This window comes from Paracoccus aerius (assembly GCF_014656455.1).
Classification (GTDB): Bacteria; Pseudomonadota; Alphaproteobacteria; order Rhodobacterales; family Rhodobacteraceae; genus Paracoccus; species Paracoccus aerius.
On record NZ_BNCL01000010.1, the window covers coordinates 57,766 to 82,789 of the forward strand.

Here is a 25,024-nt window from a genome sequence, read left to right on the forward strand (position 1 = left end):
GGCCTGGGCTGAAAAGCCCGGGCCTTGATCGTTCCGGAAGCCCCAAAATCTGCCTTTTCCGCGCCGCGACCTGCCATGAAAGAGGGCGCGCAGTGCTGCGCGCCCCAATCCATGTCCAGGCATCCCGCCCTATTCGGCCGGAACCGCCGCCGGTTCTTCCACATCCATGATCGGATGCGGCAGGTGGATCAGCATTTCCTTGGGGCAGACCTGCAGGAAGTTGGTCTTCTCGATCTCCCAATCCGCCAGGATCTCGCCTGCACGGCGCGATCCGGTTTCCTTGAAGTGCCGTTCGACCAGGGACTTCAACTGGTTTTCCCAATGGTCCTTGGTCACCGGGCACATGACCAGGGTCTCGGGGTTGATGTAGTCGCGCGCCACGCCCTGCGGGTCGTACAGATAGGCCATGCCGCCCGTCATGCCCGCCCCGAAGTTCGCGCCGATCCGCCCCAGGATCACGGCCACGCCGCCGGTCATGTATTCGCAACCGTTGCTGCCGCAGCCCTCGATCACCACCTTCGCGCCCGAGTTGCGGACCCCGAAGCGTTCGCCTGCCCGGCCCGCTGCGAACAGGTATCCATCGGTCGCGCCATACAGCACCGTGTTGCCGATGATCGTGTTGTCCGAGGCGACCAGCGGGCTTGCCATCGGCGGGCGCACCACGATGGTGCCGCCCGACAGGCCCTTGCCCACATAGTCGTTGGCGTCGCCCGACACCTCGATCTTCAGGCCGGGGGCCGCAAAGGCGCCCAGCGACTGGCCGGCGCTGCCCGTCAGGCGCACCGTCAGGTGGTCGGGCTGCAGGTTGTTGCGCATCCCGAACTTCTGCACGATCAGCGACGACGTGCGCGTGCCGATGGTCCGGTGGGTGTTCCGCACGGCGTAGGACAGCTGCATCTTCTCGCCGTCCTCGAAGAAGCGGGCGGCGTCCTTGACGATCTCGGCGTCCAGCGTGTCCATGACGGCATTTCGGGGCTTCGACCGGTCATAGACGATCTTGTCCGCGCCATCGACGGTGATCAGCAGCGGATTCAGGTCCAGGTCGTCCAGGTTTGCGGCCCCCCGGCTGACCTGGGTCAGCAGGTCGGCCCGGCCGATAATCTCGTCGATGGAGCGGGCACCGATGGAGGCCAGGATCTCGCGCACCTCTTGCGCATAGAAGGTGATGAGGTTCACCACCTTGTCCGCCGAGCCGGTGAACATGGCGCGCAGGCGTTCGTCCTGGGTGCAGACGCCCACCGGGCAGGTGTTCGACTGGCACTGGCGGACCATGATGCAACCCATCGCGATCAGCGCGGCGGTGCCGATGCCGTATTCCTCGGCCCCCATCATCGCGGCCATGACGATGTCGCGGCCGGTGCGAAGCCCGCCATCGGTGCGCAGCGTCACCCGTTCGCGCAGGCGGTTCATCGCCAGAACCTGATGCGCCTCGGTCAGGCCCATCTCCCAGGGCAGGCCCGCGAACTTGATGGAGGTGGCGGGCGAGGCCCCGGTGCCGCCGTTGTGGCCCGAGATCAGGATGACGTCGGCCTTGGCCTTGGCGACGCCCGCCGCAATCGTGCCCACGCCCGAAGACGCCACCAGCTTCACCGTGATCTTGGCGCGCGGGTTGATCTGCTTCAGGTCATAGATCAGCTGCGCCAGATCCTCGATCGAGTAGATGTCGTGATGCGGCGGGGGCGAGATCAGCGTCACGCCCTTGGTCGAATGGCGCAGGCGCGCGATCAGTTCGGTCACCTTCATGCCCGGCAACTGCCCGCCCTCGCCGGGCTTGGCGCCCTGGGCCACCTTGATCTCAAGCTCCTCGCAGGCGTTCAGATATTCGGCGGTGACGCCGAACCGGCCCGAGGCCACCTGCTTGATCTTGGCGCAGGGGTTGTCGCCGTTGGGCAGCGGATGCGAATGCGCCGGATCCTCGCCGCCCTCGCCCGAATCGGATTTCGCACCGATCCGGTTCATGGCGATGTTCAGCGTCATATGCGCCTCGGGCGACAAGGCCCCCAGCGACATGCCCGGCGTCACGAAGCGCTTGCGGATCGAGGTGATGGATTCCACCTCCTCGATCGGCACCGGCTTGCCCAGGGCCTTGATGTCCAGCAGGTCGCGGATGTGGATCGGCGGATTGGCCCGCATGGCGGCGCTATATTGCTTCCACACGTCATAGGACGCGCGGTCGCAGGCCACCTGCAACATCTTCATGGTGCTGGCTTCCCAGGCGTGCTTTTCGCCCGTGCGGCGCATCTTGTAGAAGCCGCCGACCGGCAGCAGGTCCACGTTGCCGTCCGCATGAAAGGCCTTGTGGTGCAGCCCCTCGACCTTGGCCTGCAACCCGTGCAGACCGATGCCGCTGATGCGGGAATGCATTCCGGGGAAATATTCGGCGACCATTGCGCGGGACAGGCCCACGGCCTCGAAGTTCAACCCGCCGCGATAGGACGAGATGACCGAGATCCCCATCTTCGCCATGATCTTCAGAAGCCCCGCATCCACGGCGTCGCGGTAACGGCGCATGTTCTCGATCAGGGTGCCGGGCAGAAGGCCGCGCTCGATCCGGTCCTGGATCGAATCCTGGGCCAGATAGGGGTTTACCGTGGTCGCGCCGCAGCCGATCAGCACGGCAAAGTAATGCGGGTCGATGCATTCCGCCGACCGCACGTTCAGCGAACAGAAGGTCCGCAGACCCTTGCGGGTCAGCCAGCTGTGAACCGCCGAAGTCGCCAGGATCATGGGCATGGCGACGCGGTCAGGCCCCTGCCCTTCGTCGGTCAGGACCAGATGGCCCGCGCCAGACCGCACGGCATCCTCGGCCTCGGCCCGGATGCGGGCCAGGCCCTCGCCCAGTGCCTCGCTGCCCGCGCCATCGGGGAAGGTGCAGTCGATCCGCGTCACCGTTTCGCCGAACATGCGCGACATTTCCGCGAATTCGCCATTCGCCACGAAGGGGCTTTCCAGGATCAGGATCTCGGTCTGGCTGCTGGATTCGTCCAACACGTTCTTGAGGTTGCCAAACCGCGTCTTCAGCGACATCACCCGCGTTTCGCGCAAGGAGTCGATGGGCGGGTTGGTCACCTGCGAAAAGTTCTGCCGGAAGAAATGGCTCATCGGGCGATACTGGTTCGACAGGACGGCGGGCGGCGTGTCGTCGCCCATCGAGGCGATGGATTCCTTGCCATCCTCGGCCATCGGCGACAGGACGTGTTCCAGTTCCTCCAGCGTATAGCCGGCGGCAGTCTGGCGGCGGCGCAGCTCGTCCCCGCTGAAATGCGCCTGCTCGGGCAGTTCGCGCATGATGTCGTTCAGGTCAACGACCTTCTCGATCCATTCGCCGAAGGGCTGGCTTGCGGCCAGGCGGTCCTTGATCTGGCCGTCATGGTAAAGCTTGCCGTCCCACATATCGACGGCGATCATCTGGCCAGGACCAAGCGCGCCCTTTTCCCGCACGCTCATCTCGTCCACGGGGACCATGCCGACCTCGGATCCGGCTATCAGCAGGTTCTCGGTCGTCACGACATAGCGCATGGGCCGCAGGCCATTGCGGTCAAGCCCGCCGCAGACCCAGCGGCCGTCGGTCATCGCCAGGGCGGCAGGACCGTCCCACGGCTCCATCACGGCGTTGCAATAGGCATACATGTCCGCCCATGCCTTGGGCATGTCGGTGGTGGCCTTGGACCAGCTTTCCGGGACCAGCATGGTCTTGGTCATGGGGGCGCTGCGGCCCGACCGCACCATCACCTCGAAGACCGCATCAAGGGCGGCGCTGTCCGACGACCCGGCGGGGACGATCGGCTTGATATCCTCGGCCGCTTCGCCGAATGCGCTGCTGGCCATGCGGATCTCGTGGCTGCGCAGCCAGTTGAGGTTGCCCTTCAGCGTGTTGATCTCGCCGTTATGGGCCAGCATCCGGAAGGGCTGGGCCAGCCACCATTGCGGGAAGGTGTTGGTCGAATACCGCTGGTGATAGATCGCGAAGGCCGATTCGAAGCGTTCGTCCTTGAGATCCGGATAGAACTCGGCCACCTGCTCGGCCAGCATCATGCCCTTGTAGATGATCGAGCGGCAGGACAGCGAGCAGAAATACAGGCCTGCGACCTGAGCCGCGACGGCCGCCTTTTCGATGCGGCGGCGGATGATGTACAACTCGCGCTCGAACTGGATGTGGTCGATGTCCTTTTCGCAGCGGATCAGGATCTGCTCGATCTCGGGGCGGGTGGCATTGGCCTTTTCGCCCAGAACGGCGGTGTTCACGGGGACGTGGCGCCAGCCATAGATATAGTGGCCCATCCGCAGGACTTCGGATTCCACGATGGTCCGGCAGGCTTCCTGGGCGGCAAAGTTGGTGCGGGGCAGGAAGACCTGCCCCACGGCGATCAGCTTGGACTGGTCGGGTTCGTGGCCGGTGCGGCGGATCTGGTCATAGAAGAAGGGGACCGGGATCTGGACATGAATCCCCGCGCCGTCGCCGGTCTTGCCATCGGCATCGACCGCGCCCCGGTGCCAGATCGCCTTCAGCGCGTCGATGCCCGACTGCACGACCTTGCGGCTTGGCTTGCCGTCGATATTGACCACCAGGCCCACGCCGCAGGACGAATGTTCGTCTTCTTCGCGATACAGGCTGTTCTTGGCCATCCAGTCGCGAAGGGCCTCTTGTTCCTGCTGCCAATCCTTGCTCATAGCTGGGCCCTTTCGTCCATAAGCTGCGTCAGCAACTGATCGCAGTCGAATTGCGGTGTGGCTTCCCCGAAGCCTTCCTCGCCCGGAAAGGCGAAGGTGACGGGGCTGTCGTTTGTTTCCTGACGTTGGCCGGTCCAGTCTGACTGGGTTTCCACCCCGCCATAGAAACGGCCCATCTTGCGGCTGATGAATTGCTGGCCGGTCCTTTCGATCAGCAATTCGCCATTGGCGTCATAGGTTCTCAACCGGAAGCGGGTCAGTTCCAGCGGCTGGCCGTCGATCACCGTCGTTTCCCCGGTCAGAATGTCCTGGCCCACATGGCGCAGCCGTTCGCCAGTATTCGATTCGGTCCAGAAGTCGAAATCATCCTGGCCGGTTTCCAGAAGCGTCTGGAAGCTGGCGTGATCCTTGGACCGTTCGACCAGGAAATCGGCCAGCCCGGTGTTGGGATCGCTGCTTTCGATCCAGCGGGTTTCCTCGTCGATATGGGACAGGTGGCGCAAACCGTCCTCGCCCAGGGTCGCGCTGCGCTGATGGCCTGCGGGATCGGCCGAGCACTGGTAGTACTGGGTCACCGAGCAGCCGCGGTTCTGCACCGTCGACTGCAACTGGCATCCCTTGGGCGGGGTGAAGGTCGCCGCATGGCCGACCGACGCGGCCAGGGCAAGTCCCAGTGGCGCGATGATCCGCAGCATCACCGCACCTATTCCGCCGCGACGCGGGCTTCGCCGGTGAGGAAACCGGCAATGGATTCGGCGGCCTCGCGGCCGTCGCGGATCGCCCAGACGACAAGGGACGCGCCGCGCACGATGTCGCCCACGGCGAAAACGCCGGGCAGGCTGGTCTGGTGGGTCTGGAAATTGGCCTTGATCGTGCCCCAGCGGGTGACCTCCAGCCCGTCCACGCCCCACAGTTTCGGCAGATCCTCGGGCTCGAAGCCCAGGGCCTTGATGACGAGGTCGGCGGGTTCGTCGTAATCGGCGCCCTCGATCAGTTCGGGCGACTGGCGGCCCGACACGTCCGGCGCGCCAAGGCGCATCTTCTGGATGCTGACCTGCGCGATCTGCGTTACCGCGCGCACCGGACCGTCCACGTCGGCTTCCTGGTTGGCGGCGAAGTCGCCGGTCACATGGCCGATGAACTTGCCGGGCGCGGACATCCAGACGAAATCGACGCCTTCTTCCTCGGCATTCTGCACCTCGCGCTGCGAACCCGGCATGTTGGCGCGGTCGCGGCGATACAGGCATTTCACCGACAAGGCGCCCTGGCGGATCGCGGTGCGCACGCAATCCATCGCAGTGTCGCCGCCGCCGATCACGACCACGCGCTTGCCGCGGGCGTTCAACTCGCCATCCTCGAAGTCCGGCACCTCGTCGCCGAACTCGACCTTGTTGGATGCGGTCAGATAGTCGATGGCCCGCACCACCCCGCCCGCATTGGCGTTGTCGATGTCCAGGTCGCGGGTCTTGTAGACGCCCGTGGCGATCAGCACGGCATCATGCTTGCCGCGGATCGCGTCAAAGCTGATGTCCTGGCCGACATTGCAGTTCAGGACGAACTCGACGCCGCTGTCCGCCAACCATTGGTTGCGGCGCATGACCACGTCCTTTTCCAGCTTGAAGCCGGGGATGCCATAGGTCATCAGCCCGCCTGCGCGGTCATAGCGGTCATAGACCGTCACCTGGAACCCCCGCGCGCGCAGCATGTGGGCCGCGGACAGGCCGCCGGGACCGGCACCGATGATGCCGACCGATTCGGCGCGTTCCTGGACTGGCTGGACGGACTTGATCCAGCCTTCTTCCCAAGCGACGTCGTTGATGTATTTCTCGATCGCGCCGATGGTGACGGTGCCGTGGCCCGACTGCTCGATCACGCAGTTGCCTTCGCACAACCGGTCCTGGGGGCAGATGCGGCCGCAAATCTCGGGAAGGGTGCTGGTCGCCTGGCTGACCTGCCAGGCCTCGAACAGACGCCCCTCGGCGGTCAGGCGCAGCCAGTCGGGGATGTTGTTGTGAAGCGGGCAGTGGCTTTGGCAATAAGGCACGCCGCACTGGCTGCACCGGCTGGCCTGTTCGGCGGCCTTGGCCCTGGCAAATTCGCGGTAAATCTCGTGGAAGTCTTCGCTGCGTTCGGTCGCCGGACGTTTTTCGGGCATCTCGCGCGGGGTCGAGACGAACTTGAGCATGTTTTGCGTGGCCATGGCTGCGCGACCTTCCAATAACAGGAACTTCCGCAAACGCAGTAAACCAGGGCCACCGGCATTAAAAGTCAGCTATGCTGACCTAATACCCATATTTATGCCTTGATGCTGAAAAAAGTTCGCTCAAGGTCACAAAAATAGGTCAGGACGCGTTACCAACCTGCCCAAATCCCCAGCAAAGCGATGATCCCGACCGCGATGCGCCACCAGCCGAACAAGGCATAGCCATGCTGCGAGACATAGCCCAGCAGCCAGCGGACCACGATCAGCGCCGTCAGCAAGGCCGCAATGAAGCCGATGGCGATATTGCCCAAGGCGCTTGCGTCCAGAAGGTCGCGGTTCTTCAGCAGGTCCAGCGTGAAGGCCCCCAACATCGTGGGCATTGCCAGGAAAAAGGAAAACTCTGCCGCCGACCGCTTGTCCGCGCCCAAAAGCAGACCGCCCACGATGGTCGCACCCGAGCGTGAAACGCCGGGGATCATCGCCAGGCACTGGAACAGGCCGATCTTGAAGGCGACCGACAAGGGAAAATCCTCGGCCCGGGCATAGACCGGATGGGTGGCGCGGCGATCCACCCACAGCAGCACGATGCCGCCCAGGATCAGCATCACCGCGATCAGAACGGGCGTCTCGAACAGCACCGTCTTGATAAAGCCATGGGCCAGGACGCCGATCGCCACGGCGGGCAGGAAGGCCAGCAGCACCGCCCCGACAAAGCGGCGGGCGGCCGGATCATGGGGGGCGGACGTCAGAACTTGGACGATCCGCGCGGAATAGATGCCCAGGATCGCCAGCAGCGCGCCCAATTGGATCAGCACCTCGAAGCTGCGACCGGGCGAATCGAAGCCCAGGAAATGCCCCGCCAGCAGGATATGTCCGGTCGAGGACACCGGAATGAACTCGGTCAGGCCCTCGAGAATCCCGAGAACCGCGGCAACGATCGTGTTGTGTTCCATCAGTCTGCGCGCAGGTTCTTGGCCGACTGCTTGATCGCGTCATACTGACCCGAGGGACGGAAGCGCCACAGATAGTCGTCGATCACCGCCTCGGCCGCCACGGGCTGGATGCCAAGCTCGGCAAAGCCGCGCGCCGCGGGCGAGACGACATTGTCGGCGCGCAGCAGCGCAAGCTGGTCGCGTGTCAGGATCGTGTTCGTGAACAGCCCGCCGGTCAGGAACTGCAGGACACCCAGCACCCCTGCGCCGATGCCCGCCCCCCAGAAGGGCAGGTTCACCACGCCGCGCCGGCGCATCGTCGACTTCAGCACCTGCTCGACAACCTGCCGGACAGTCAGCACATCCGGCCCGCCCAGTTCATAGATGCCGGGCGCCGCCTCTCCGGTCGCGCCCTTGACGGCGGCCAGAGCCACGTCGTCGACGAAGACCGGCTGCAAGCGCGTCTTGCCCCCGACGATCGGCAGGACCGGACCAAAGCGGGTCATGGCGGCAAAGCGGTTATAGAAATTGTCGCCCTGGCCGAAGATGACCGAGGGACGCAGGATCACGGCATCGGGCCGATGCTTCAGCACCGCCGATTCGCCTCGTGCCTTGCTGGCGATATAGGGGCTGTCCGATCCCGGATCGACGCCAAGGCCGGATATATGGACCACCCGGTCCACGCCCATCTCGACCGACAGGCGGGCGATACGTTCGGCCCCTTGTTCGAAGACGGCCTGAAAGGTGCTCTTGCCCTTGGGGGCCAGGATGTTGACGCAGTTCACGACCGCGTCCGCGCCCACCATGGCCGCGCGCACCGACAGGTCGTCGCGGATATTGCACAGGATCGGCTGGACCTGGCCCACTGCGCCATAGGTGCGGGTGAACAGCGCCTCGTCCGGGCGGCGGACGGCGATGCGCACGCGCCAGCCGCGCTTGGCCATCTGCCGGGCGATGTGCCGGCCGACAAAGCCGGACCCGCCATAGATCGTGACCAGTTTCGCCATGGGCGTCTCGCCTCCTTCATGCCGATGTCTGGTGGTTCCATATCCAAGCGCGGGCCGCGCGACAAGGCGCGGGGCGGGCCATTGCGGCTGCGGCAGGATGGCGCGGCAGATTTTCGACAGATTTCTGTCAGACCCCCATTGACGCCCCCTGCGGCTGCCTTTAATCAGCCGCTCACACCAGTTGGCCCAGATGGCGGAATTGGTAGACGCGCACGGTTCAGGTCCGTGTGCCGCAAGGCGTGGAGGTTCGAGTCCTCTTCTGGGCACCATAAAAAGCCCCCGGAAAACTTCGGTTTTCCGGGGGCTTTTTACTTGTGGAAACTTGGCAGCAAGCCTGGCTCGGGGCGGGACAAGCCCGCCCCTGCTGTCGTAGGCCTTGTCAGAACTGCTTGCCCCAGGCGCGGTCCAGCGACAGCCGGCCACCGCCATGCGCGGCGAAATACAGCGTCAGGCCCAGCCACAGCAGCGACTTCTCGGCCCCAGCGAATCCCTCGGCCTGGACAACCCAGTGGAAATAGGTGGTCACGCACAGGACTATCGATGTCGCGACGGCGGCCGGGCGGGTCAAAAGGCCCAGGACCAGAAGCAGGCCGCCAAGGAACTCGGTCCCCGCCAGAAGCGGCGACCACAGCCAGCCGGGCGTGAAGCCCAGTCCCTCGACCATCCCGACGGCACCCATCGGGTTCATGATTTTGGGAAAGCCATGGACCATGAAGGCCGCGCCGCAGATGACGCGCATGTAAAGGACCGTCAGCGGCGCGACGGCGGCATAAAGGCCCTGCAGGCCGGGAATGATCAGGCGGGTGTTGGTGGTGTTGTAATCGGACATGGTCGTTGATCCCATTCGTCTTGCAGCCGGACCCCGGCGCAAGGAAAAGTCGGTGTTCGCCCCATGGGGGCAGGTTCAGGCGGTGCTTCGAAATCGGGGATCAGGCCTGGGGCGGACGCCAGGGAGCCAGGCGGCGCGCGTCGGTCGCCACAACAGCCGCGTAGGTCATCTGCAGGCGGGACTGGGGGCGTACGGCCTTGGCATCATCCTGGGACGGCGCCAGGCAGACAAAGCAGATGCCGGATTTCTTGGATGTCTCGGACCTGGCGTCGGGCAGCGCTGCCGCATAGCACATGTCATCGGCGCGGATCTGCGCGCTGCAGGGCGGGCGGGTGATCTGGGCACCCGCCACGGTGACGGACATCGCCAAAAGCGACACCATCAGCATGACTGTGGCAAGAACTCTCATCCCGGGGCAGGCCCATCGTTGCGACTGGGCCGATATGGCGCAGCATCCGGCCGATTTTCAAGCGGCATCGTGGCTTTGTGCTTCACATTGGCGAAAGCCTGGGCTGTCCTGTTCATTGGACGCGCGATGGGCTGGAAAAAAGGAGAAAGCCATGTCGGAACTGATCGTCATTGCCTTCGACGACGAGGCCACCGGATTCGAACTGCGGGCAGAACTGGTGAAGATGCAATCCGAATACCTGATCGAGATGGAGGACGCGGTTGTCGTCACCCGCCCGGCCGAGGACGACATCAAGCTGCACCAGGCCATCAACCTGACGGCGGCGGGCGCGCTTGGCGGGGGCTTCTGGGGCACCTTCATCGGGCTGATCTTCCTGAATCCATTGATCGGGGCGGCGGTGGGGGCGGCCTCGGGGGCGCTTGCGGGCAAGCTGTCGGACGTGGGCATCAACGACGACTTCATGCGCGACACGGCACGATCCCTGCCGCCGGGCGGGTCAGCGGTCTTCGTGCTGCTGCGCAAGATGACGGCGGACAAGGTGCTAGACCGGCTGCAATCCTTCCACCACCGGGGCCGGGTCCTGAAGACCTCGCTGTCGCAAGAGGACGAGGACCGGCTGCGCGACGCCCTGTCTGGCAATGCCGCATCCGTGCCGCCGGTGGTGCCCCCGGCCGCGGGCGCTTGACGCAAGCCGGGGCCGCATGAGACAGGGCGGCGCATGGTCCTGCGCATCCTCTTCAGCCCGCCCGCCGACGATCCCGCGTCGGAGATGCGCCCGGTCCGCTGGCGTCCCCTGCGGCGGCTGCTGATCTGGACGCGGTGGCTGGCACTGCGTTTCCTGGCGCTGATGCTGGGGCTGGTGATGTTCTATGCCCTGGTCAACCCGCCCACGACCTGGACCATCGCCTCCGAGGCGACCGCGCCGCGGGCCTGGGTGAACCTCGAGGACATCTCGCCTGCGATGCGCCGGTCGGTGGTCGCGGCCGAGGACGCGAACTTCTGCCTGCACTGGGGCTTCGACGTGGTCGAGATCCGCAAGGTCGTGGCCTCGGGATCGACGCGGGGGGCGTCGACGCTGACCCAGCAGACGGCCAAGAACGTCTTTCTGTGGCAGGGGCGAAGCTGGACCCGAAAGGTCCTGGAAACCGCCTTCACGCCGATGATCGAGGCCTTCTGGTCCAAGCGCCGCATCCTTGAGGTCTATCTGAACGTGGCCGAGTTCGGGCCGGGCATCTTCGGGATCAAGGCGGCGGCGCGTGAGTATTTTGGCACCACGCCGGACAAGCTGACGCCCGTGCAGGCGGCGCGGCTTGCCGCCGTGCTGCCCTCGCCCAAGACGCGCGGCGTCAACCGGGCCTCGAACCGGTCGCGCGCGATTGCCGACGGGGCGGCCACCATTCAGCGCGACGGACGCGCCGATTGCTTCGCCGCTGCCCGCGCCGGTTGAAACGCGGCGGGGGCAGGCTTATCAAGGCCGGATTGCGAAGCAGGGATTCTTGAAGCAGGCGATGAACAGCAACACCCAGACCACGCGGCTTTATCACACGGCGCTGTCACCTTTCTGCCGCAAGGTCCGGCTGGTCCTGGCCGAGAAGAAGATCGAGGTCGAGCTGGTCGAGGAGCGTTACTGGGAAAGTCCGCCCGACCTGAAGCGGCGCAATCCCGCCGGCAAGCTGCCGGTCCTGCGCCACCGCGGCAACATGCTGGCCGAAAGCCAGGCGATCATCGAATACCTGGACGAGGCCGTGCCCTCTCCCGCGCTGATGCCCCCCACGCCGCTGGAACGCCACGAGGTGCGCCGGCTCTGCGCCTGGTTCGACGACAAGTTCAACACCGAGGTGACGGTGCCGATCCTGACCGAGCGGGTGTGGAAGAAGGTCACCCGGCAGGGCTATCCGGACAGCCGTGTGGTCAAGGAGGGCCTGCGCGCCATCAAGGAGCATATCGACTATCTGACCACGCTGCTGGAAACCCGCCGCTGGCTGGCCGGGAACAGCCTGTCGCTGGCCGATTTCACGGCTGCCGCGCATTTTTCCTGCCTCGACTATATCTCGGACGTGGACTGGGACCGGTCGGAATCCTTGCGCGACTGGTATGCGACGATCAAGTCGCGCCCGGCCTTCCGGTCGATCCTGGCCGACCAGGTTCCGGGGATCCACCCGGCCCCCCACTATGCCGAGCTTGACTTCGGATAAGACCGGGGGCGCTTCGCCCCCCCAGCCTGCCGCAAGGCGGCAGGCGTTCGCCGCTGGAAAAGGTCCACCGGACCTTTTCCCGGGCGCGTCTCACCCCCCCGAGGATATTTATGCCAAAGTGAAAGAGCGTCTGGCGGCCGAGGCCGAGGCGGTCGGGTTTTCGCGGATGCGGGTCACGACGCCGGATGCCGTGCCGGAGGTGGCAGAACGGTTGCAGCAGTTTCTGGAGGCCGGGCGGCAGGGGCAAATGGCCTGGATGTCCGAGCGGGCGCATTGGCGCGGCAATCCGGCCGCACTGTGGCCCGAGGCCAGGTCGGTCATCATGCTGGCCGAGCTTTACACGCCGGACCATGATCCGCTGGGCGTGCTGGACCAGACCGACCGCGCGGCGATCAGTGTCTATGCCCAGGGCCGCGATTACCACGACTTGGTCAAGAAGCGCTTGAAGCAGCTTGGCCGCTGGCTGCTGGCACAGGTCCCGGGCCAGCAGATCAAGGTCTTCGTCGATACCGCGCCGGTGATGGAAAAGCCGCTGGCGCAGGCGGCCGGGCTGGGCTGGCAGGGCAAGCATACCAATCTTCTGTCGCGCGATCTGGGAAGCTGGTTCTTCCTGGGCTCGATCTTCACGACCGCCGCCCTGCCCCCGGATGCGCCCGAGATTTCCCATTGCGGATCCTGCCGCGCCTGTCTTGACGCCTGCCCGACCGGCGCCTTTCCCGCGCCCTATCAGCTGGACGCGCGGCGTTGCATTTCCTACCTGACGATCGAGCACAAGGGTCCGGTCGATCCCGAACTGCGCCCCCTGATGGGCAACCGGATCTATGGCTGCGACGATTGCCTGGCCGTCTGCCCCTGGAACAAGTTCGCCCAGGCCGGGTCCGAGATGCGCTATCGCGGCATCGTCGGCGCGCCGCCCTTGGCCGAGCTGGCGGTGCTGGACGATGCGGGCTTCCGCGCGCGCTTTTCCGGCAGCCCGATCAAACGCATCGGGCGCGACCGCTTCGTACGCAACGTGCTTTATGCGATCGGGAACTCGGGCGATCCGTCGCTGGCGGAACTGGCGCGGGGGCTGACAGGCGACCCGGATCCCGCCGTGGCCGATGCGGCGCGGTGGGCGATGGGGCGGCTGGCCGAGGGCTGAGCCGTCACAACAGGAAGTCGCCGCGATCCAGGTCCAGGTGGCCCAGCATCCGCAGCACGAAATCGGGCCGTCCGTCGCCGTTCAGGTCGGCCATCACCCGCGTCTCGGATCCGACATGATCCCAGCGGACCTGCCGGGCGCCGCTGAAACCGGCATCGTCGATATAGCGCAGCTTCAGAGCGCGCAGGTCCAGGTGGTCCGAGTTCGCCCGGAAATCGTGGATCAGATCGGGCGCGGCACGGCTGCTGTCGCTGGTCTTGAGAAAGCGAAACACGTCTGCCCCGGCGCCGCCCCAGATCAGGTCGCTGCCGCCGCCACCGACCAGCGTGTCCCGGCCCGTTCCCCCCCACAGCCGGTCGCGATGATCGCCGCCTTGCAGCAGGTCGTTTCCCACCTCCCCCCACAGCCTGTCGGCGCCAAGCCCGCCCAGGACGGCATCATTGCCTGATCCGCCATAAATGAGGTCGTCGCCCCCGTCGCCCCACAGGCTGTCGTTTCCGGCTTGGCCCAGCAGGCGGTCGTTGCCCGACCCGCCGCGCAGCGTATCATGGCCCCCGCCTCCGGCCATGGTATCGTTCCCGCCGTCGCCCCACAGCGCGTCCCTGCCTGCCCCGGCGGTCAGGAGGTCGTTTCCGGCACCTCCCCGCAGGATGTTGCTGCCGGACAGATCGGTCAGCCGGTCGTTGCCCACGTCGCCCCACAGCGTGTCGTTGCCCGATCCCCCGTCAAGGATGTCCGTTCCACCGCCACCCCGCAGCAGATCCTGCCCCGCCCCGCCGCGCAGCGTGTCGTTCCCGCCGCCGGCCAGCAGGCGGTCATTGCCGGCACCCCCGTCCAGCAGGTTATGGCCCAGCAGATCCTCGAGGATGTCATTGCCATCCTCGCCCCAGATCCGGTCTCGGCCGGAATTCCCCCACAAACGGTCCGCGCCGGAACCGCCCCAAAGCGAATCGTCTCCGGCACCGCCGTAAAGCCAGTCCAGACCTGCGCCGGCGCGGAGGTTGTCATTGCCGTCATGGCCCATCAGTCGGTTGTCGCCCGACAGGTCGGTCAGCGTGTCATTGCCGCCCTGGCCTTGCAGGGTGTCGTTGCCCTGCCCCCCGTCCAGCCGGTCATTGGCCGCCCCGCCGTCCAGCAGGTCCTGACCGGCCCCTCCGTCCAGCAGGTCGTTCCCATCCTCGCCAAACAGGTGATCGTCATCATCGTCACCCCAAAGGCTGTCGTTGCCGCCGCCCGCGCGCAGCACGTCGCGCCCCGAACCGCCGCGCAGGCGGTCATTGCCGGCACCGGTTGCCAACTGGTCATTGCCCGCCTCGCCCAGCAGCAGGTTATGGCCCGACAGGTCCTGAAGCCGGTCGTCCCCCGCCCCGCCCCACAGCGTGTCCTGCCCCGCCTGGCCGTCCAGACCGTCGGCCCCGCCGCCACCCTGCAACAGGTCGTCTCCGTCACCCCCCCACAGCGAATCAAGGCCCAAGCCGGCGATCAGGGTGTCGTTGCCCGCTCCGCCCAGCAGGTGGTTGTTGCCCTCGGGATCCTCCAGGTGATCGTTGCCATCCTCGCCCGACAGGGTGTCGTGGCCCGCCTCGCCAAACAGGCGGTCGCTGTCGGACCCGCCATAAAGCCGGTCATTGCCACCGCCCCCGCGCAGGATGTCGCCGCCCAGTCCGCCATACAGAAGATCATCCCCGTCCTGGCCCAGCAGGCTGTCATTGCCCTCATCGCCGAACAGGCTGTCCTGGCCCGCCTGCCCCTGCAGCAGGTCATTGCCGCTGCCGCCGCGCAACAGGTCGTTGCCGTCCCCGCCCTGGACGCTGTCATTGCCGGCCCCGGCCGAGACGGTGTCGTTGCCCGCGCCTGCCTGCACCTGATCCGGCCCGCCCGCCCCCAGCAGCTGGTCGGCACGCTCGGTCCCGAAGATCCACTGGCCGACGGTGCTGGGCGGAGGAGTGACCTTGACCGGGTCCAGCGCCGGCAGGGTGTAATGCGCGATGGGGAACATGCCGTTCCCGAAGTCCGACGGCACCAGCCCCTTGCCGTCGCGCGTCCGGATCTCGAGGATCGAATTGCCGTAAACGATCCGCATTCCCCAGGCCTGCGGCGCAAAGGCAAGCTGCCAGGTGCTGCGGATCATGCCCAGCATGGACAGGTCCAGGCGGTCCACCCCGGCTTCAAAGTCGGAAATCACGACGCGGCCGTCAACGCGGGTGACGGCAAAGATATCCGCGCCACTCCCGCCCGACAGAGTGATATTGGCATTGCCGGTGACCAGGATGTCGTCGCCCGCCCCGCCGCGAAGCTGCGTGGTGGACGATGCCGCGACCAGCAGATCGTCGCGATCGGTTCCCTCCGCCACGCCCGCGCCGGCCATGGCGGTCTTGCCGATCCCGCCCGGGTCGATGACAAGCTGCGTCATCCCGGTTTCCCGGGCCGAGGTGACCAGCAGCACGATCTTGCCCGCGATCACGACCGCTTCGATCGCACTGACGCGGCCCAGGGTCATCGCGTTGGTGTCGACAATGGTCTGCAGGTGCAGAAGCCTGCCATCCGGCAGAAGGGTGAAGACGCTGATCCCGCCGTCCGCGCCGCCCGCGATCACATAGCCCCGCCCGTCCACCACGGCCGTGGCAAGCGCCGTCACCGACTGGAACCGTGTTGTCAGTTCGTCCAGGACGTGATCGGTCGCGGTCAGCTTGCCGGTCTTGTCCAGCCGGAACACCGACAAGGACGAGGACGTGTTCCCCGCCATCACCACGAAGCTGCGCCCCGCGACCTGCAGCACGGCAAAGTCGGACGGGACATCATAGCCGGTTCCCTCGGCTGCGGTGTGGATATGGCCGGCGCCCAGCATCCCGTTCGCGCCGATCGCATGGGTCGAGACGAAGTTGCCCAGACCCGAGATCGCGACCAGCAGGTGCTGCCCGTCCACGGTGGCCATGACGATCTTGTCCAGCGAAGCCTCGGCCACGCCCTGGGGCTGCGGCAGATCGACCGAGGACACGGGGGAAAGCCGGCCATCCGGGCTGATCCGGTTCACCTCGATCGTCAGGCGGTCGGCACGGGCCGAAACCAGGAATTGGCCTTGCTCCGTCACGATCTGGCTGCTGGCAGACAGCTTCGCGCCGATCTTGTCTGCGGGGAACAATTGGCCGAAGCTGCCCAGCCTGCCCTTGTCATCCACCACCAGTCCCGCCACCCCGGCGCCCGACATGCCGCCGATCATAAGGGCGGTCTTGCCGTCCTGGCCCAGCACCGTCAGCCTGGGCTGCGCGTGATAGGTGAAATTGGCGGGAAAGCCCGCAGCCTGCCCCCGGATCAGGGGGGCCAGGGGATCGCCGATGCGATAGCTGGACAGGCCGCCAGTCGCGTTCACGGCAAATACCATCCACTGCCCCCCGGTCTGGGCCAGGGCCAGGTCGGTCACATTGGACAGCCAGCGTTGCTGCGTCGTGCCATAGGTGACAACATGACGATAAGTGATCATCGGGTCGGTTCGTTGCGCGATTCAGCCAGAAGCCCTCCGGGGGCCTTGGCTAACAGAACCCTAATCCGCGTCCTCGGAAAAGGTTGCTTTTCAAAGGTTTTAACGAAATCTTTAGATGTCGAAGGCCAGCGGCCCATAGATGATCAGGCCCGGCTGCGACACGGCCGAAGCCTCCATCATCGCGGCCATGCCGTCCACCGTGGTGCGGATCAGCCGCTGGTGGGGATGGCCCACCGATTCCGCGAATAGCGCGGGCGTGTCGCCGGGCAGGCCATGGGCACGCAGGCCGCGTGCCAGCTCGGGAAAGCTGCGTTGGCCCATGAACACCACGGTGGTGACGGCCGGATCGGCGATGGCCGCCCAGTTGATGTCGCCGGGAAGCTGGCCCGTCACGTCCGCCCCGGTGATGAACTGCACCCGCCGCGCGGTCAGCCGCCGGGTCAGCGGGATCCCCGCCGCCGCCGCCGCCGCACTGGCCGAGGTGACGCCGGGCACGATCTCGAACCCGATACCCGCCTGGGCCAGCGCCACCAGCTCCTCCTCCAGCCGGCCGAAGAAGCCCGCGTCGCCCGATTTCAGCCTCACCACCCGGCGCCCCGCCAGGGCATGTTCGACCAGCAGCGCGTTCACGTGATCCTGCCGGGCCGAGGGACGCCCGGCACGCTTGCCCACCGCGATCAGTTCGGCCTTCGGTCCCGCGTGATCCAGCACCGGCCCGGATGCCAGGTCGTCGAACAGCACCACATCGGCCCGCGCCAGGCGGTCCACGGCCTTCAGGGTCAGCAGTTCGGGATCGCCCGGCCCGGCGGATACGAGCGACACGAAACCGGGAAAGGGGGCGGGTTCAGGCAACGGGGCGGCTTTCGTCCGGGGATTTCCAGCTATACCACCCATCGCGGGCCAGACAATCCGCCGGGGTGAAACTTTCCGCCCCGCAGCGACGTGAGCCGGGAAGAAACAAAAGGAAAGCCATGACCGTCATCTGCTGGTTTCGCCGTGTGCTGCGGCTGGACGACCATCCCGCGCTTGTCGCCGCCGCCCAGGACAGGCCGGTGATTCCCCTGGTGATCCTGGACCCGGCCGAGGCGCGGGACCACCCCGCATCCGCCCAGCGGCAGGCGATGGCGCTGCCCGACCTTGACGCCAGCTTGCGAAGGGCTGGCAGCCGGTTGGTCGTGCGGCGCGGCGATCCGGCCACCGTGCTGGCCCAGGTCATCCGCGACAGCGGCGCCCGTGCGGTCCATGCGACGCAGGGATCGCCCTTTGCCGGCGACGCGGGGCTGGATGCGGTGGCCGCAGGGGCGGGGGCGCAACTGCACCTGCATCCGCTGGCCGACCTGGTCCCGCGCGGCAGCGTGCTGACCGGCGGCGGCACCCGCTTCAAGGTCTTCACCCCCTTCTGGCGCGCCCTGCGCAAGATGCCCATCGCCCAGCCCCTGCCCGCACCGCGCCTGTCCCCGCCAGCCGACTGGCCCCACAGCGATCGCCTAGACTGGCCCGAGGCGCGGGCGGCCATGAATCGCGGCTGGGATGTCATGGCCCGCCATGTCCAGGCCGGGGAAAGCAAGGCGCACGACCGGCTGGAGGCCTTTCTGGGCCGCGTGGATGCCCGCTATGGCGCGCGCCGCGACCTGCCGGCCGACCCCGATGCGACCTCGGGCCTGTCGGACGCCCTTGCGGTTGGGGAAATCAGCGCCCGTCGCCTGTGGCACAGGGCGCTGCACGCGCAGGACTCCGGCCGGGGCGGGATCGAGGATTTCCTTCGCGAACTGGCCTGGCGCGATTTTGCCCGCGACCTGTTCGACGAAGCACCCGACATGGCCCGGTCCTGCTGGAAGCCGGACTGGAACCGCTTCCCCTGGCGCGGCGACAGTCCCGATGCCGCGGCCTGGCGGCAGGGCCGGACCGGCGTTGCGATGGTCGATGCCGGGATGCGGGAAATGTATGCCACGGGCCGGATGCACAACCGCGTGCGCATGATCACCGCCAGCTATCTGGTCAAGCACCTGATGACGGACTGGCGGATTGGGCTGGACTGGTTCGCCCGGTGCCTGACCGATTGGGATCCGGCCAGCAACGCGATGAACTGGCAATGGGTAGCGGGCTGCGGACCCGATGCCTCGCCCTATTTCCGGGTCTTCAACCCCGAAGGGCAGGCCGCCAAGTTCGACGGAAAGCGGCGCTACCAGGATCATTGGCTGAAGCCGGGCGCCGACGGCACGCGCGAGTTCGCCGCAGCGGTGCCCCGTGCCTGGGGCTTTGATCCGCAAGCCCCTGCCCTGCCCGCCATCGATCTGGGACAGGGCCGGCAGCGGGCGCTTGAGGCCTATGCCCGGTTCAAGCGATAGCCCCCTGCCGCGCGCCAGCCCAGGATCAGGACCGCAAGCGCCGAAAGCGCCAGAACCGGGACATTGGCGGGCGACAGGTTCGCCACGAAAATCCCGGTCAGTGCCCAGATGACGCCGGCGGGATAGGCCCATTCGCCGGGCCGCGCCGCCTGCACCGCCAGGGCGGCGCCCGTGACCGCCAGCAGGCACAGGATCGCCGCCGCCTGTTCCGACATCACGCCAAAGCCCCCTAGCACCAGCCCGAAGGACGCACCCGTCGCCGCCGTCAGCCAGCCCGCGTAAAGCGCCACGGGCCGCACCTGCCAGACCGCATCCTGCCGCCCCGCGCGCAGAAAGGCCGCCAGCGCCGGCACCAGCATCGCCACGATGAGGACGGTGGCGCCGATAGGGGTGCGATGCGCGGTCTCGATCCAGAAGGCACCAAGGGCCAGGCTGACCAGCAGCGCGGGCCGCATCGGCTGCCAGTCGGGATCCTCGCGCCGCTTCCAGGCGCCGAACGCCGATCCGACCACCAGCCAGGCGAAGATCAGCCCCCAGATCGAGAAGGCCCAGCCCGCCGGCTGGATCGGCGGATCGGCCTGCGGGATCGGGAACTGGTCGGGCCGATAGCCGCCAAAGCCGTTCGACAGCATGGGCGAGACGGCAAAAGCCACCGCCGCCAGCAGGACAAGGATCGAAAGCGTTCTGCGCATATGGGCTCCGTTTGGTCACATCTGCGATCGTAACGCCGCACGGGCCAGATCCAGATCCCCCGGCGTGTTGATGTTGAAGAAGGGATCGACCGGACCCGATGTCCAGGCGGCGGTGGCCGCGCCCTGCACTTGGGCAAAGCCGCGCACCCGGCGCCCGCCCCCTGCCAGAAAGGCGCGCAGATCGTCGCGCAGGGCCGTGGGCCACAGCCCGAAGGTCGGGTGATCGCGGACCACCCCCTTGGCGTCGCGGCTGGCGGCCAGGACGATGCCGTTGCCGGCGCGGGAAAGGCGTTCGGCAAGGTCGGCGGGAAAGAAGGGGGTGTCGCCCGCCACCGACAGAACCCGGTCGGCCCCAACAAGGGCTGCCCAGTCCATTCCCGCCAGGATCCCGGCCAACGGTCCCGGAAAATCCGGAAGGCCGTCGGGCAGGACCGGCAGGCCGAAGGCCGCGAACCGGGCCGGATCGCCATTGGCGTTCAACGCGACCCCCCCGCATTGCGGCGCCAGCCGGTCGATGATCCGGGCCAGCATGGGCTGCCCGGCCAGATCCAGCAGGCACTTGTCGCCGCCGCCCATACGGGTCGCAAGGCCTCCGGCAAGGATGATGGCGGGGGGACGGGTCATGTTTCCTTTGTCGCGCGGCAGGAAAACGGTGGCAAGGCCGCCTTGGTGGCCAGCCGCTGACGGTTGCGGACGCGGGCATCTGGGCGCATCCTTGCGCCCATCGCCTGCCGCCAGGACCGTCCGCGCATGAGACACGATCCCCTGCCCCCTTTCCAGACCGAGGCCTCGCTGCCCGATCTGCCCTTCGACCGCATCGATGCCCTGATCCGCTCGAAGGCCGCCGAACTTGGTCTTGACCTGCACAATGGCCACCGCCGGTCCACCTGGTGCAAGTTGCCCGACGGCAGCGAGTTCGGGGCGAAGATGGGGCCGACCGGCAGCATCCTTTACGTCCGCGCCCATTCGCGCGACCGGCTGCACGAACTGCGCGAAACGGTCGAGCAGCACCTAGACGGCAGCCTGGCAGGCCTGGATCCGGCTTGGTCCTCGCTTGATCGTCCGGGCGCGCATCCGCCGAACTTCAGCCTTGCCCGCGTGGCGGGATCGCAGCGGATCGCGGCGGATTTCATCAGGCTGCGGCTGGAAGGAGACGATCTAGGCCGCTTTGCCCGCGACCTGATCCACTTCCGCCTGGTCCTGCAGCCCCAGGGGGCAGGCACGCCGTCATGGCCGGTGATCGGCCCCGATGGGCGCACGATCTGGCCTGCGGGCGCAGCGGCCTTGCACCGGCCCGCCTATACCGTGCGCCATGTCGATGTCGCCGCAGGCTGGCTGGAGACGGATGTGTTCATCCACGACACCGGACGGGCCTGCAGCTTTGCCGCAACGGCAGTGCCCGGAACTCTCGTCGGCTTGACCGGGCCTGGCGGCGGCGGGATCGCCAGGGGAAAGGTCTTGCTGATCGGCGGCGACGAGACCGCCTATCCTGCCCTGGCGCGCATCCTGGAAGCCGCCGCGCCGGACGGCACGGGCGACTGCTACCTGTTCGGCGCAACGGCGGATTATCCGTTGCCCCGTCACCCCGGCATCCGCGTGATCCACGCCCCCCGAGGCGAGGCGGACCTGGCCCGAATCCTGCAACGGCATGGGATTGCCGCAGACGGGATCTGGTTTGCCACGGAGCGGTCGCGCCTGACGCCGCTGAAGGAAGCCGTCGCCACCGGGAAGATCCCGGCCTCGCGTGCGCATCTTGCAGCCTATTGGACCGCATGAGGGCGCAACGCGGTCCGAATAGTTGACAATTTTACATGGCTGATTGATACCGGCCCGAAATCTGCGGGACGGTCCGAGTCCCTGCGTCGACTGCATCGCATCCGCCGATTGCGGATCAGGAAGCCAAGGAATGCCATGACCCACCTGCCTTTGTTCCGTCCTGGCCCGGCCCTTGCCCTTGCATTGGCCTGTCTGCTGGCGCCGCTGGCCCAAGCCCAGGATGCGCCGACTGCACCGCCGCAAGCCCAGGTCCAGTCCCAGGCCGAACAGCCGGCGGCACCCGCGCCCCTTGCCGCCCCGCCGGCCACCACGGCGGATCCGGCCGCTTCCGCCCCGGCTGCCGCGCCGCAGCCAGCCGTGCCCCAGCCAGCGGAGACCCAGCCAGCCGAGCCTGCGCCGGTGGCCCAGTTCCTGCCCCAGACGATGCAGGATGCGCTGGCGCCAATCCTGACGCCGCCCGCGCGCGATCCGAACCTGCCCCATGACCTGTCCCCGATGGGGATGTTCTGGGCCGCGGATATCGTGGTCAAGGCGGTGATGATCGGCCTTGCCATCGCATCGGTCATCACCTGGACGGTTCTTGTGGTGAAGGCCCTGGAACTGTGGGGTGCAAGCGCGACCGCCCAAAAGGGCATCCGCCGGATCCAGCGCGCAGGCTCGCTCGATGCCGCCGTGGCGGCCAGCGGCAACCGGCGCGATGCGGTGTCCCGCATGATCCGCCAGGCCGCCGAGGAATACCGTCGGTCAGAACCCGCCTTGAAGATCGCGGGCGACCACGGCGTCAAGGAACGGGTCGAATCCCAGCTTGAGCGGATCGAGGCCGTGGCCGGCCGTCGCATGGGCCGGGGCACCGGCGTGCTGGCGACCATCGGATCGACCGCGCCTTTCGTGGGCCTGTTCGGGACCGTCTGGGGGATCATGAACAGCTTCATCGGCATTTCCGAATCTCAGACCACGAACCTCGCCGTGGTGGCCCCCGGCATCGCCGAGGCGCTGCTGGCAACCGCCATCGGCCTGGTTGCGGCGATTCCGGCCGTGGTGATCTACAACGTCTTCGCCCGCGGCATCACCGGCTATCGCCTGCGCCTTGCCAATGCGGCGGCGGGCGTGCGCCAACTGGTCAGCCGCGACCTGGATTTCCGCGGCCTCGTCGCGAAGGAGGGCTGAGCCATGGCAGGCGGGATCCGCGAAACCGGTGACGACCTGGTCGAGAACCACGAGATCAACGTCACCCCCTTCATCGACGTGATGCTGGTCTTGCTGATCATCTTCATGGTCGCGGCGCCGCTGGCGACGGTCGATGTGAATGTCGACCTGCCGGTGTCCAATGCCACCCCGGCGGAACGCCCCGACCAGCCGGTCTATGTGACCGTCAAGCCCGACCTGACGCTGGCGCTTGGCAACCAGGACATCGCGCCGGGCGGCCTTGCCGCCGCCCTGGCCACCGCGACCGGCGGGGACCGCGAGCAGCGCATCTTCCTTCGTGCCGACCGCGAAGTGGCCTATGGCGACCTGATGGAGACCATGAACACCCTGCGCGACACGGGCTATCTGAAGATCGCTCTTGTCGGGCTTGAATCCACCACCGGGGCCGCGCCCGCCCCTGCGGAGCCTGGGCAATGACCGGCCGCGCCGGCAGCATGATCCGTGACGGCGCGCTGTGGGGCGGCGCCTCGGTCCTGGTGCTGGCGCTGCATCTGGGCGGTGCCTTGTGGCTGATGCACCGGGCCGAGGCCGGGGCCCCGCCCCCGGGCCTGCCGGAACCCGTCTTCGTGGACCTGGCCCCCGCCGAAGAGCCGGCCGAGGAAGCCATAGCCCCGGTCGAGGAGGCGGCGGACGAGCCGGAGGAGGTGGCCGAGGAACCGGTTCAACCCGAGCCCCAGCCCGAACCCGAGCCCGAGCCGGAACAGGTGGCGGAACCGCTGGATCTGCCGCCGCTGCCGGAACTGGAACCGCTTGACGACATGGCCGAACTGTTTCCGCCCGCGCCGCCGGAACTGGAAACCCCGCCCGCCGTCGCGCTGAGCAGCTCTGCCCGCCCCGAGCGCCGCCCCGAGCGAGAGCCGGAACCGGTTCGTCAGGCCGAGCCGCGCCGGGAACAGCGTCGCGAACCCGAACGGCAGCGTCAGGCGGAACCGCGCCGCCAAGAACAGCCTGCGCCGCAGCAGCAAGCCCGTCGCGCCGACCAGGGCGCGGGCGGCACCGGCGCCGCCGGCCCAAGCCCGCAGCAGAAGGCCAGCCTGATGTCGCAGTGGGGCGGCCAGATCCGGTCCTGCATCAGCCGCCGCGCGTCGGCGCCGCGCGGGGTCCGCGAAGGCGGGCGGGTGACGCTGCGCCTGTCGGTGTCCCGCAGCGGCTCGATCCAGGGGGTCGGGGTCGCCGGGTCGTCCGGAATTGCGGCGCTGGACCAGGCTGCGGTCCAGGCGGCGCAGCGTGCTGGGCGCTGCCCCCGTGCGCCATCCGAACTGACCGATGCCAGTTACGCCTTCGACCTGCCGATCAATCTCCAGGTCCGCTGACACGGGACGGGGGCTGTCCGCCCCCGGGGGCCTGACGGCCACTCCCCCGAGGATCTTTTCGCCAAGGCGAAGGCCAGGGCCTCAGGCGAAGACCTGCGGTTGGTCGATGCGCAGGCGGGCGATGATCGCCTCGATCCGGCTCAGGTGCTGGCGGATTGCCAGGACGGCTGCCGGGGCGTCGCGACGACGCAGGGCGCCCAGGATCTCGCGATGTTCCTTGAAAGCCGTATCGGCGCCATAGGACAGCGACAGATAGCGCGCCCGGTCCATGTGGCCCTTGTTTTCCTTGACCAGGGTCCACACGAACTCAACCCCCGCGAAGGTGCAGATGTCGTGGTGGAACTGGTCGTCCAAGGCATGGAACCGCCTTCGGTTCCCTGCCGCGATTTCCTCGGCCTGGAGGTCGATCAGGCCGTCGAGCGCGGCGAAATGATCATCGGTCAGGCGGTCGACCGCGACGCGCATGCAAGCCTCTTCAAGCGCGGCGCGGATGAAATAGGCCTGCAGCACGGCTTCTTCCGAGATGGGCGTCACGATGGTCGCGCGTTGCGGCCGGATCTCGATAAAGCCCAGTTGCGACAGCCGGTAGAAGGCGTCGCGCACCGGCTGGCGGGACACGCCCATCTGGGCCGCCACCTCGGCCTCGGACAGCTTGGCGCCCGGCGGCAGGGTCAGGTTGACGACGCGGTCGTAAAGCAATTCGAAAATCTGGTCGGTGACCGTGCGGGTCCGCCCGCCGTCCAGCACCGGCAGATCGATCAGCGACAGACCTCGTGGAGACGGCATCACGACACCTCATTGACCACTCTTGCAAACTAGCA

21 protein-coding genes and 1 tRNA gene are annotated in these 25,024 nt (G+C 67.2%); 10 read left to right on the top strand and 12 right to left on the bottom strand.

Annotated features, from left to right (window positions below; translation table 11 throughout):
* Positions 1-129: 129 nt before the first annotated feature.
* The 5 genes from gltB to IE224_RS12675 form a co-directional block, all read right to left on the bottom strand.
* Positions 130-4,671 carry a glutamate synthase large subunit gene (gene gltB / locus IE224_RS12655; protein WP_191310847.1) on the bottom strand — a complete coding sequence of 1,514 codons (4,542 nt, stop codon included), beginning with the start codon at positions 4,669-4,671 and terminating at the stop codon, positions 130-132.
* Positions 4,668-5,366 (bottom strand): hypothetical protein, encoded by a 699-nt coding sequence (locus IE224_RS12660; protein ID WP_191310849.1) that lies wholly within the window; start codon positions 5,364-5,366, stop codon positions 4,668-4,670. The genes gltB and IE224_RS12660 overlap by 4 nt, the downstream gene beginning before the upstream one ends.
* An 8-nt stretch (positions 5,367-5,374) precedes the next feature.
* Positions 5,375-6,871, bottom strand: a complete 1,497-nt coding sequence (locus tag IE224_RS12665; RefSeq protein WP_191310851.1) for an NAD(P)-dependent oxidoreductase — start codon at positions 6,869-6,871, stop codon at positions 5,375-5,377.
* A gap of 152 nt (positions 6,872-7,023) precedes the next feature.
* A complete protein-coding gene (locus IE224_RS12670) occupies positions 7,024-7,830 on the bottom strand; it encodes an undecaprenyl-diphosphate phosphatase (RefSeq protein WP_191310977.1) in 807 nt (268 codons plus the stop codon).
* Positions 7,827-8,813 carry a complex I NDUFA9 subunit family protein gene (locus IE224_RS12675; RefSeq protein WP_167621019.1) on the bottom strand — a complete coding sequence of 329 codons (987 nt, stop codon included), beginning with the start codon at positions 8,811-8,813 and terminating at the stop codon, positions 7,827-7,829. The genes IE224_RS12670 and IE224_RS12675 overlap by 4 nt, the downstream gene beginning before the upstream one ends.
* 184 nt (positions 8,814-8,997) lie before the next feature.
* Between IE224_RS12675 and IE224_RS12680 the strand changes: the two genes are divergently transcribed.
* Positions 8,998-9,082, top strand: a tRNA-Leu gene (locus IE224_RS12680).
* 110 nt (positions 9,083-9,192) lie between these two features.
* Here the strand turns inward: IE224_RS12680 and IE224_RS12685 are convergent.
* Positions 9,193-9,642, bottom strand: coding sequence for a DoxX family protein (locus tag IE224_RS12685; protein ID WP_191310853.1), 450 nt, complete (start codon positions 9,640-9,642; stop codon positions 9,193-9,195).
* Between the two features lie 100 nt (positions 9,643-9,742).
* A complete protein-coding gene (locus IE224_RS12690) occupies positions 9,743-10,051 on the bottom strand; it encodes a hypothetical protein (protein WP_191310854.1) in 309 nt (102 codons plus the stop codon).
* Between the two features lie 151 nt (positions 10,052-10,202).
* On the opposite strand from IE224_RS12690, the gene IE224_RS12695 reads away from it, so the two are divergent.
* The 4 genes from IE224_RS12695 to queG all read left to right on the top strand — a co-directional run bounded on the left by IE224_RS12695 (position 10,203) and on the right by queG (position 13,387).
* On the top strand, positions 10,203-10,736 hold the full coding sequence (locus tag IE224_RS12695) for a DUF1269 domain-containing protein (protein ID WP_191310857.1): 534 nt from the start codon (positions 10,203-10,205) through the stop codon (positions 10,734-10,736).
* Positions 10,737-10,769: 33 nt separating this feature from the next.
* Positions 10,770-11,498 carry a monofunctional biosynthetic peptidoglycan transglycosylase gene (mtgA, locus tag IE224_RS12700; RefSeq protein ID WP_191310859.1) on the top strand — a complete coding sequence of 243 codons (729 nt, stop codon included), beginning with the start codon at positions 10,770-10,772 and terminating at the stop codon, positions 11,496-11,498.
* Between the two features lie 61 nt (positions 11,499-11,559).
* Positions 11,560-12,246, top strand: coding sequence for an FtsZ-binding protein FzlA (fzlA, locus tag IE224_RS12705; RefSeq protein ID WP_167621014.1), 687 nt, complete (start codon positions 11,560-11,562; stop codon positions 12,244-12,246).
* A 118-nt stretch (positions 12,247-12,364) separates the two neighbouring features.
* Positions 12,365-13,387 carry a tRNA epoxyqueuosine(34) reductase QueG gene (gene queG, locus IE224_RS12710; protein ID WP_373305557.1) on the top strand — a complete coding sequence of 341 codons (1,023 nt, stop codon included), beginning with the start codon at positions 12,365-12,367 and terminating at the stop codon, positions 13,385-13,387.
* A gap of 4 nt (positions 13,388-13,391) precedes the next feature.
* On the opposite strand, the gene IE224_RS21290 is transcribed toward queG, so the two are convergent.
* Complete coding sequence (locus IE224_RS21290) at positions 13,392-16,868, bottom strand: calcium-binding protein (RefSeq protein WP_268246548.1); 3,477 nt, start codon at positions 16,866-16,868, stop codon at positions 13,392-13,394.
* A 111-nt stretch (positions 16,869-16,979) separates the two neighbouring features.
* Positions 16,980-17,720: a uroporphyrinogen-III C-methyltransferase gene (cobA, locus tag IE224_RS12720; protein WP_229849369.1), complete on the bottom strand. Its 741-nt coding sequence runs from the start codon at positions 17,718-17,720 to the stop codon at positions 16,980-16,982.
* Positions 17,721-17,839: 119 nt separating this feature from the next.
* Here cobA and IE224_RS12725 point away from each other — a divergent pair, with 119 nt between their 5' ends.
* Complete coding sequence (locus tag IE224_RS12725) at positions 17,840-19,216, top strand: cryptochrome/photolyase family protein (RefSeq protein ID WP_191310865.1); 1,377 nt, start codon at positions 17,840-17,842, stop codon at positions 19,214-19,216.
* Here IE224_RS12725 and IE224_RS12730 read toward each other — a convergent pair.
* On the bottom strand, positions 19,195-19,908 hold the full coding sequence (locus IE224_RS12730; protein ID WP_191310867.1) for a TspO-related membrane protein: 714 nt from the start codon (positions 19,906-19,908) through the stop codon (positions 19,195-19,197). The genes IE224_RS12725 and IE224_RS12730 overlap by 22 nt on opposite strands.
* A 15-nt stretch (positions 19,909-19,923) precedes the next feature.
* On the bottom strand, positions 19,924-20,532 hold the full coding sequence (mobA, locus tag IE224_RS12735) for a molybdenum cofactor guanylyltransferase MobA (protein WP_191310869.1): 609 nt from the start codon (positions 20,530-20,532) through the stop codon (positions 19,924-19,926).
* A 126-nt stretch (positions 20,533-20,658) separates the two neighbouring features.
* Here mobA and IE224_RS12740 point away from each other — a divergent pair, with 126 nt between their 5' ends.
* From IE224_RS12740 to IE224_RS12755, 4 genes are all read left to right on the top strand, one after another.
* Entirely contained in the window at positions 20,659-21,684 is a 1,026-nt protein-coding gene (locus IE224_RS12740) for a siderophore-interacting protein (RefSeq protein ID WP_191310871.1), read from the top strand.
* A gap of 135 nt (positions 21,685-21,819) precedes the next feature.
* Positions 21,820-22,851, top strand: coding sequence for a tonB-system energizer ExbB (gene exbB, locus IE224_RS12745; RefSeq protein WP_191310873.1), 1,032 nt, complete (start codon positions 21,820-21,822; stop codon positions 22,849-22,851).
* Between the two features lie 3 nt (positions 22,852-22,854).
* Positions 22,855-23,307: a TonB system transport protein ExbD gene (gene exbD / locus IE224_RS12750; protein WP_167621005.1), complete on the top strand. Its 453-nt coding sequence runs from the start codon at positions 22,855-22,857 to the stop codon at positions 23,305-23,307.
* Positions 23,304-24,203, top strand: a complete 900-nt coding sequence (locus IE224_RS12755; protein WP_191310875.1) for a TonB family protein — start codon at positions 23,304-23,306, stop codon at positions 24,201-24,203. The genes exbD and IE224_RS12755 overlap by 4 nt, the downstream gene beginning before the upstream one ends.
* 81 nt (positions 24,204-24,284) lie before the next feature.
* On the opposite strand, the gene IE224_RS12760 is transcribed toward IE224_RS12755, so the two are convergent.
* Positions 24,285-24,989, bottom strand: coding sequence for a GntR family transcriptional regulator (locus tag IE224_RS12760; protein WP_167621003.1), 705 nt, complete (start codon positions 24,987-24,989; stop codon positions 24,285-24,287).
* Positions 24,990-25,024 lie beyond the last annotated feature (35 nt).

What these genes read in the sequence shown, in the direction of transcription:
- IE224_RS12740 (WP_191310871.1), top strand. Translation starts at nt 20,659, where the DNA reads ATGAGACACGATCCCCTGCCCCCTTTCCAGACCGAGGCCTCGCTGCCC.
- IE224_RS12690 (WP_191310854.1), bottom strand. Translation starts at nt 10,051, where the DNA reads ATGAGAGTTCTTGCCACAGTCATGCTGATGGTGTCGCTTTTGGCGATG.
- IE224_RS12725 (WP_191310865.1), top strand. Translation starts at nt 17,840, where the DNA reads ATGACCGTCATCTGCTGGTTTCGCCGTGTGCTGCGGCTGGACGACCAT.
- gltB (WP_191310847.1), bottom strand. Translation starts at nt 4,671, where the DNA reads ATGAGCAAGGATTGGCAGCAGGAACAAGAGGCCCTTCGCGACTGGATG.
- IE224_RS12665 (WP_191310851.1), bottom strand. Translation starts at nt 6,871, where the DNA reads ATGGCCACGCAAAACATGCTCAAGTTCGTCTCGACCCCGCGCGAGATG.
- exbD (WP_167621005.1), top strand. Translation starts at nt 22,855, where the DNA reads ATGGCAGGCGGGATCCGCGAAACCGGTGACGACCTGGTCGAGAACCAC.
- IE224_RS21290 (WP_268246548.1), bottom strand. Translation starts at nt 16,868, where the DNA reads ATGATCACTTATCGTCATGTTGTCACCTATGGCACGACGCAGCAACGC.
- mobA (WP_191310869.1), bottom strand. Translation starts at nt 20,532, where the DNA reads ATGACCCGTCCCCCCGCCATCATCCTTGCCGGAGGCCTTGCGACCCGT.
- IE224_RS12760 (WP_167621003.1), bottom strand. Translation starts at nt 24,989, where the DNA reads ATGCCGTCTCCACGAGGTCTGTCGCTGATCGATCTGCCGGTGCTGGAC.
- fzlA (WP_167621014.1), top strand. Translation starts at nt 11,560, where the DNA reads ATGAACAGCAACACCCAGACCACGCGGCTTTATCACACGGCGCTGTCA.
- exbB (WP_191310873.1), top strand. Translation starts at nt 21,820, where the DNA reads ATGACCCACCTGCCTTTGTTCCGTCCTGGCCCGGCCCTTGCCCTTGCA.
- mtgA (WP_191310859.1), top strand. Translation starts at nt 10,770, where the DNA reads ATGGTCCTGCGCATCCTCTTCAGCCCGCCCGCCGACGATCCCGCGTCG.
- IE224_RS12755 (WP_191310875.1), top strand. Translation starts at nt 23,304, where the DNA reads ATGACCGGCCGCGCCGGCAGCATGATCCGTGACGGCGCGCTGTGGGGC.
- IE224_RS12675 (WP_167621019.1), bottom strand. Translation starts at nt 8,813, where the DNA reads ATGGCGAAACTGGTCACGATCTATGGCGGGTCCGGCTTTGTCGGCCGG.
- IE224_RS12730 (WP_191310867.1), bottom strand. Translation starts at nt 19,908, where the DNA reads ATGCGCAGAACGCTTTCGATCCTTGTCCTGCTGGCGGCGGTGGCTTTT.
- IE224_RS12660 (WP_191310849.1), bottom strand. Translation starts at nt 5,366, where the DNA reads ATGCTGCGGATCATCGCGCCACTGGGACTTGCCCTGGCCGCGTCGGTC.
- IE224_RS12685 (WP_191310853.1), bottom strand. Translation starts at nt 9,642, where the DNA reads ATGTCCGATTACAACACCACCAACACCCGCCTGATCATTCCCGGCCTG.
- IE224_RS12695 (WP_191310857.1), top strand. Translation starts at nt 10,203, where the DNA reads ATGTCGGAACTGATCGTCATTGCCTTCGACGACGAGGCCACCGGATTC.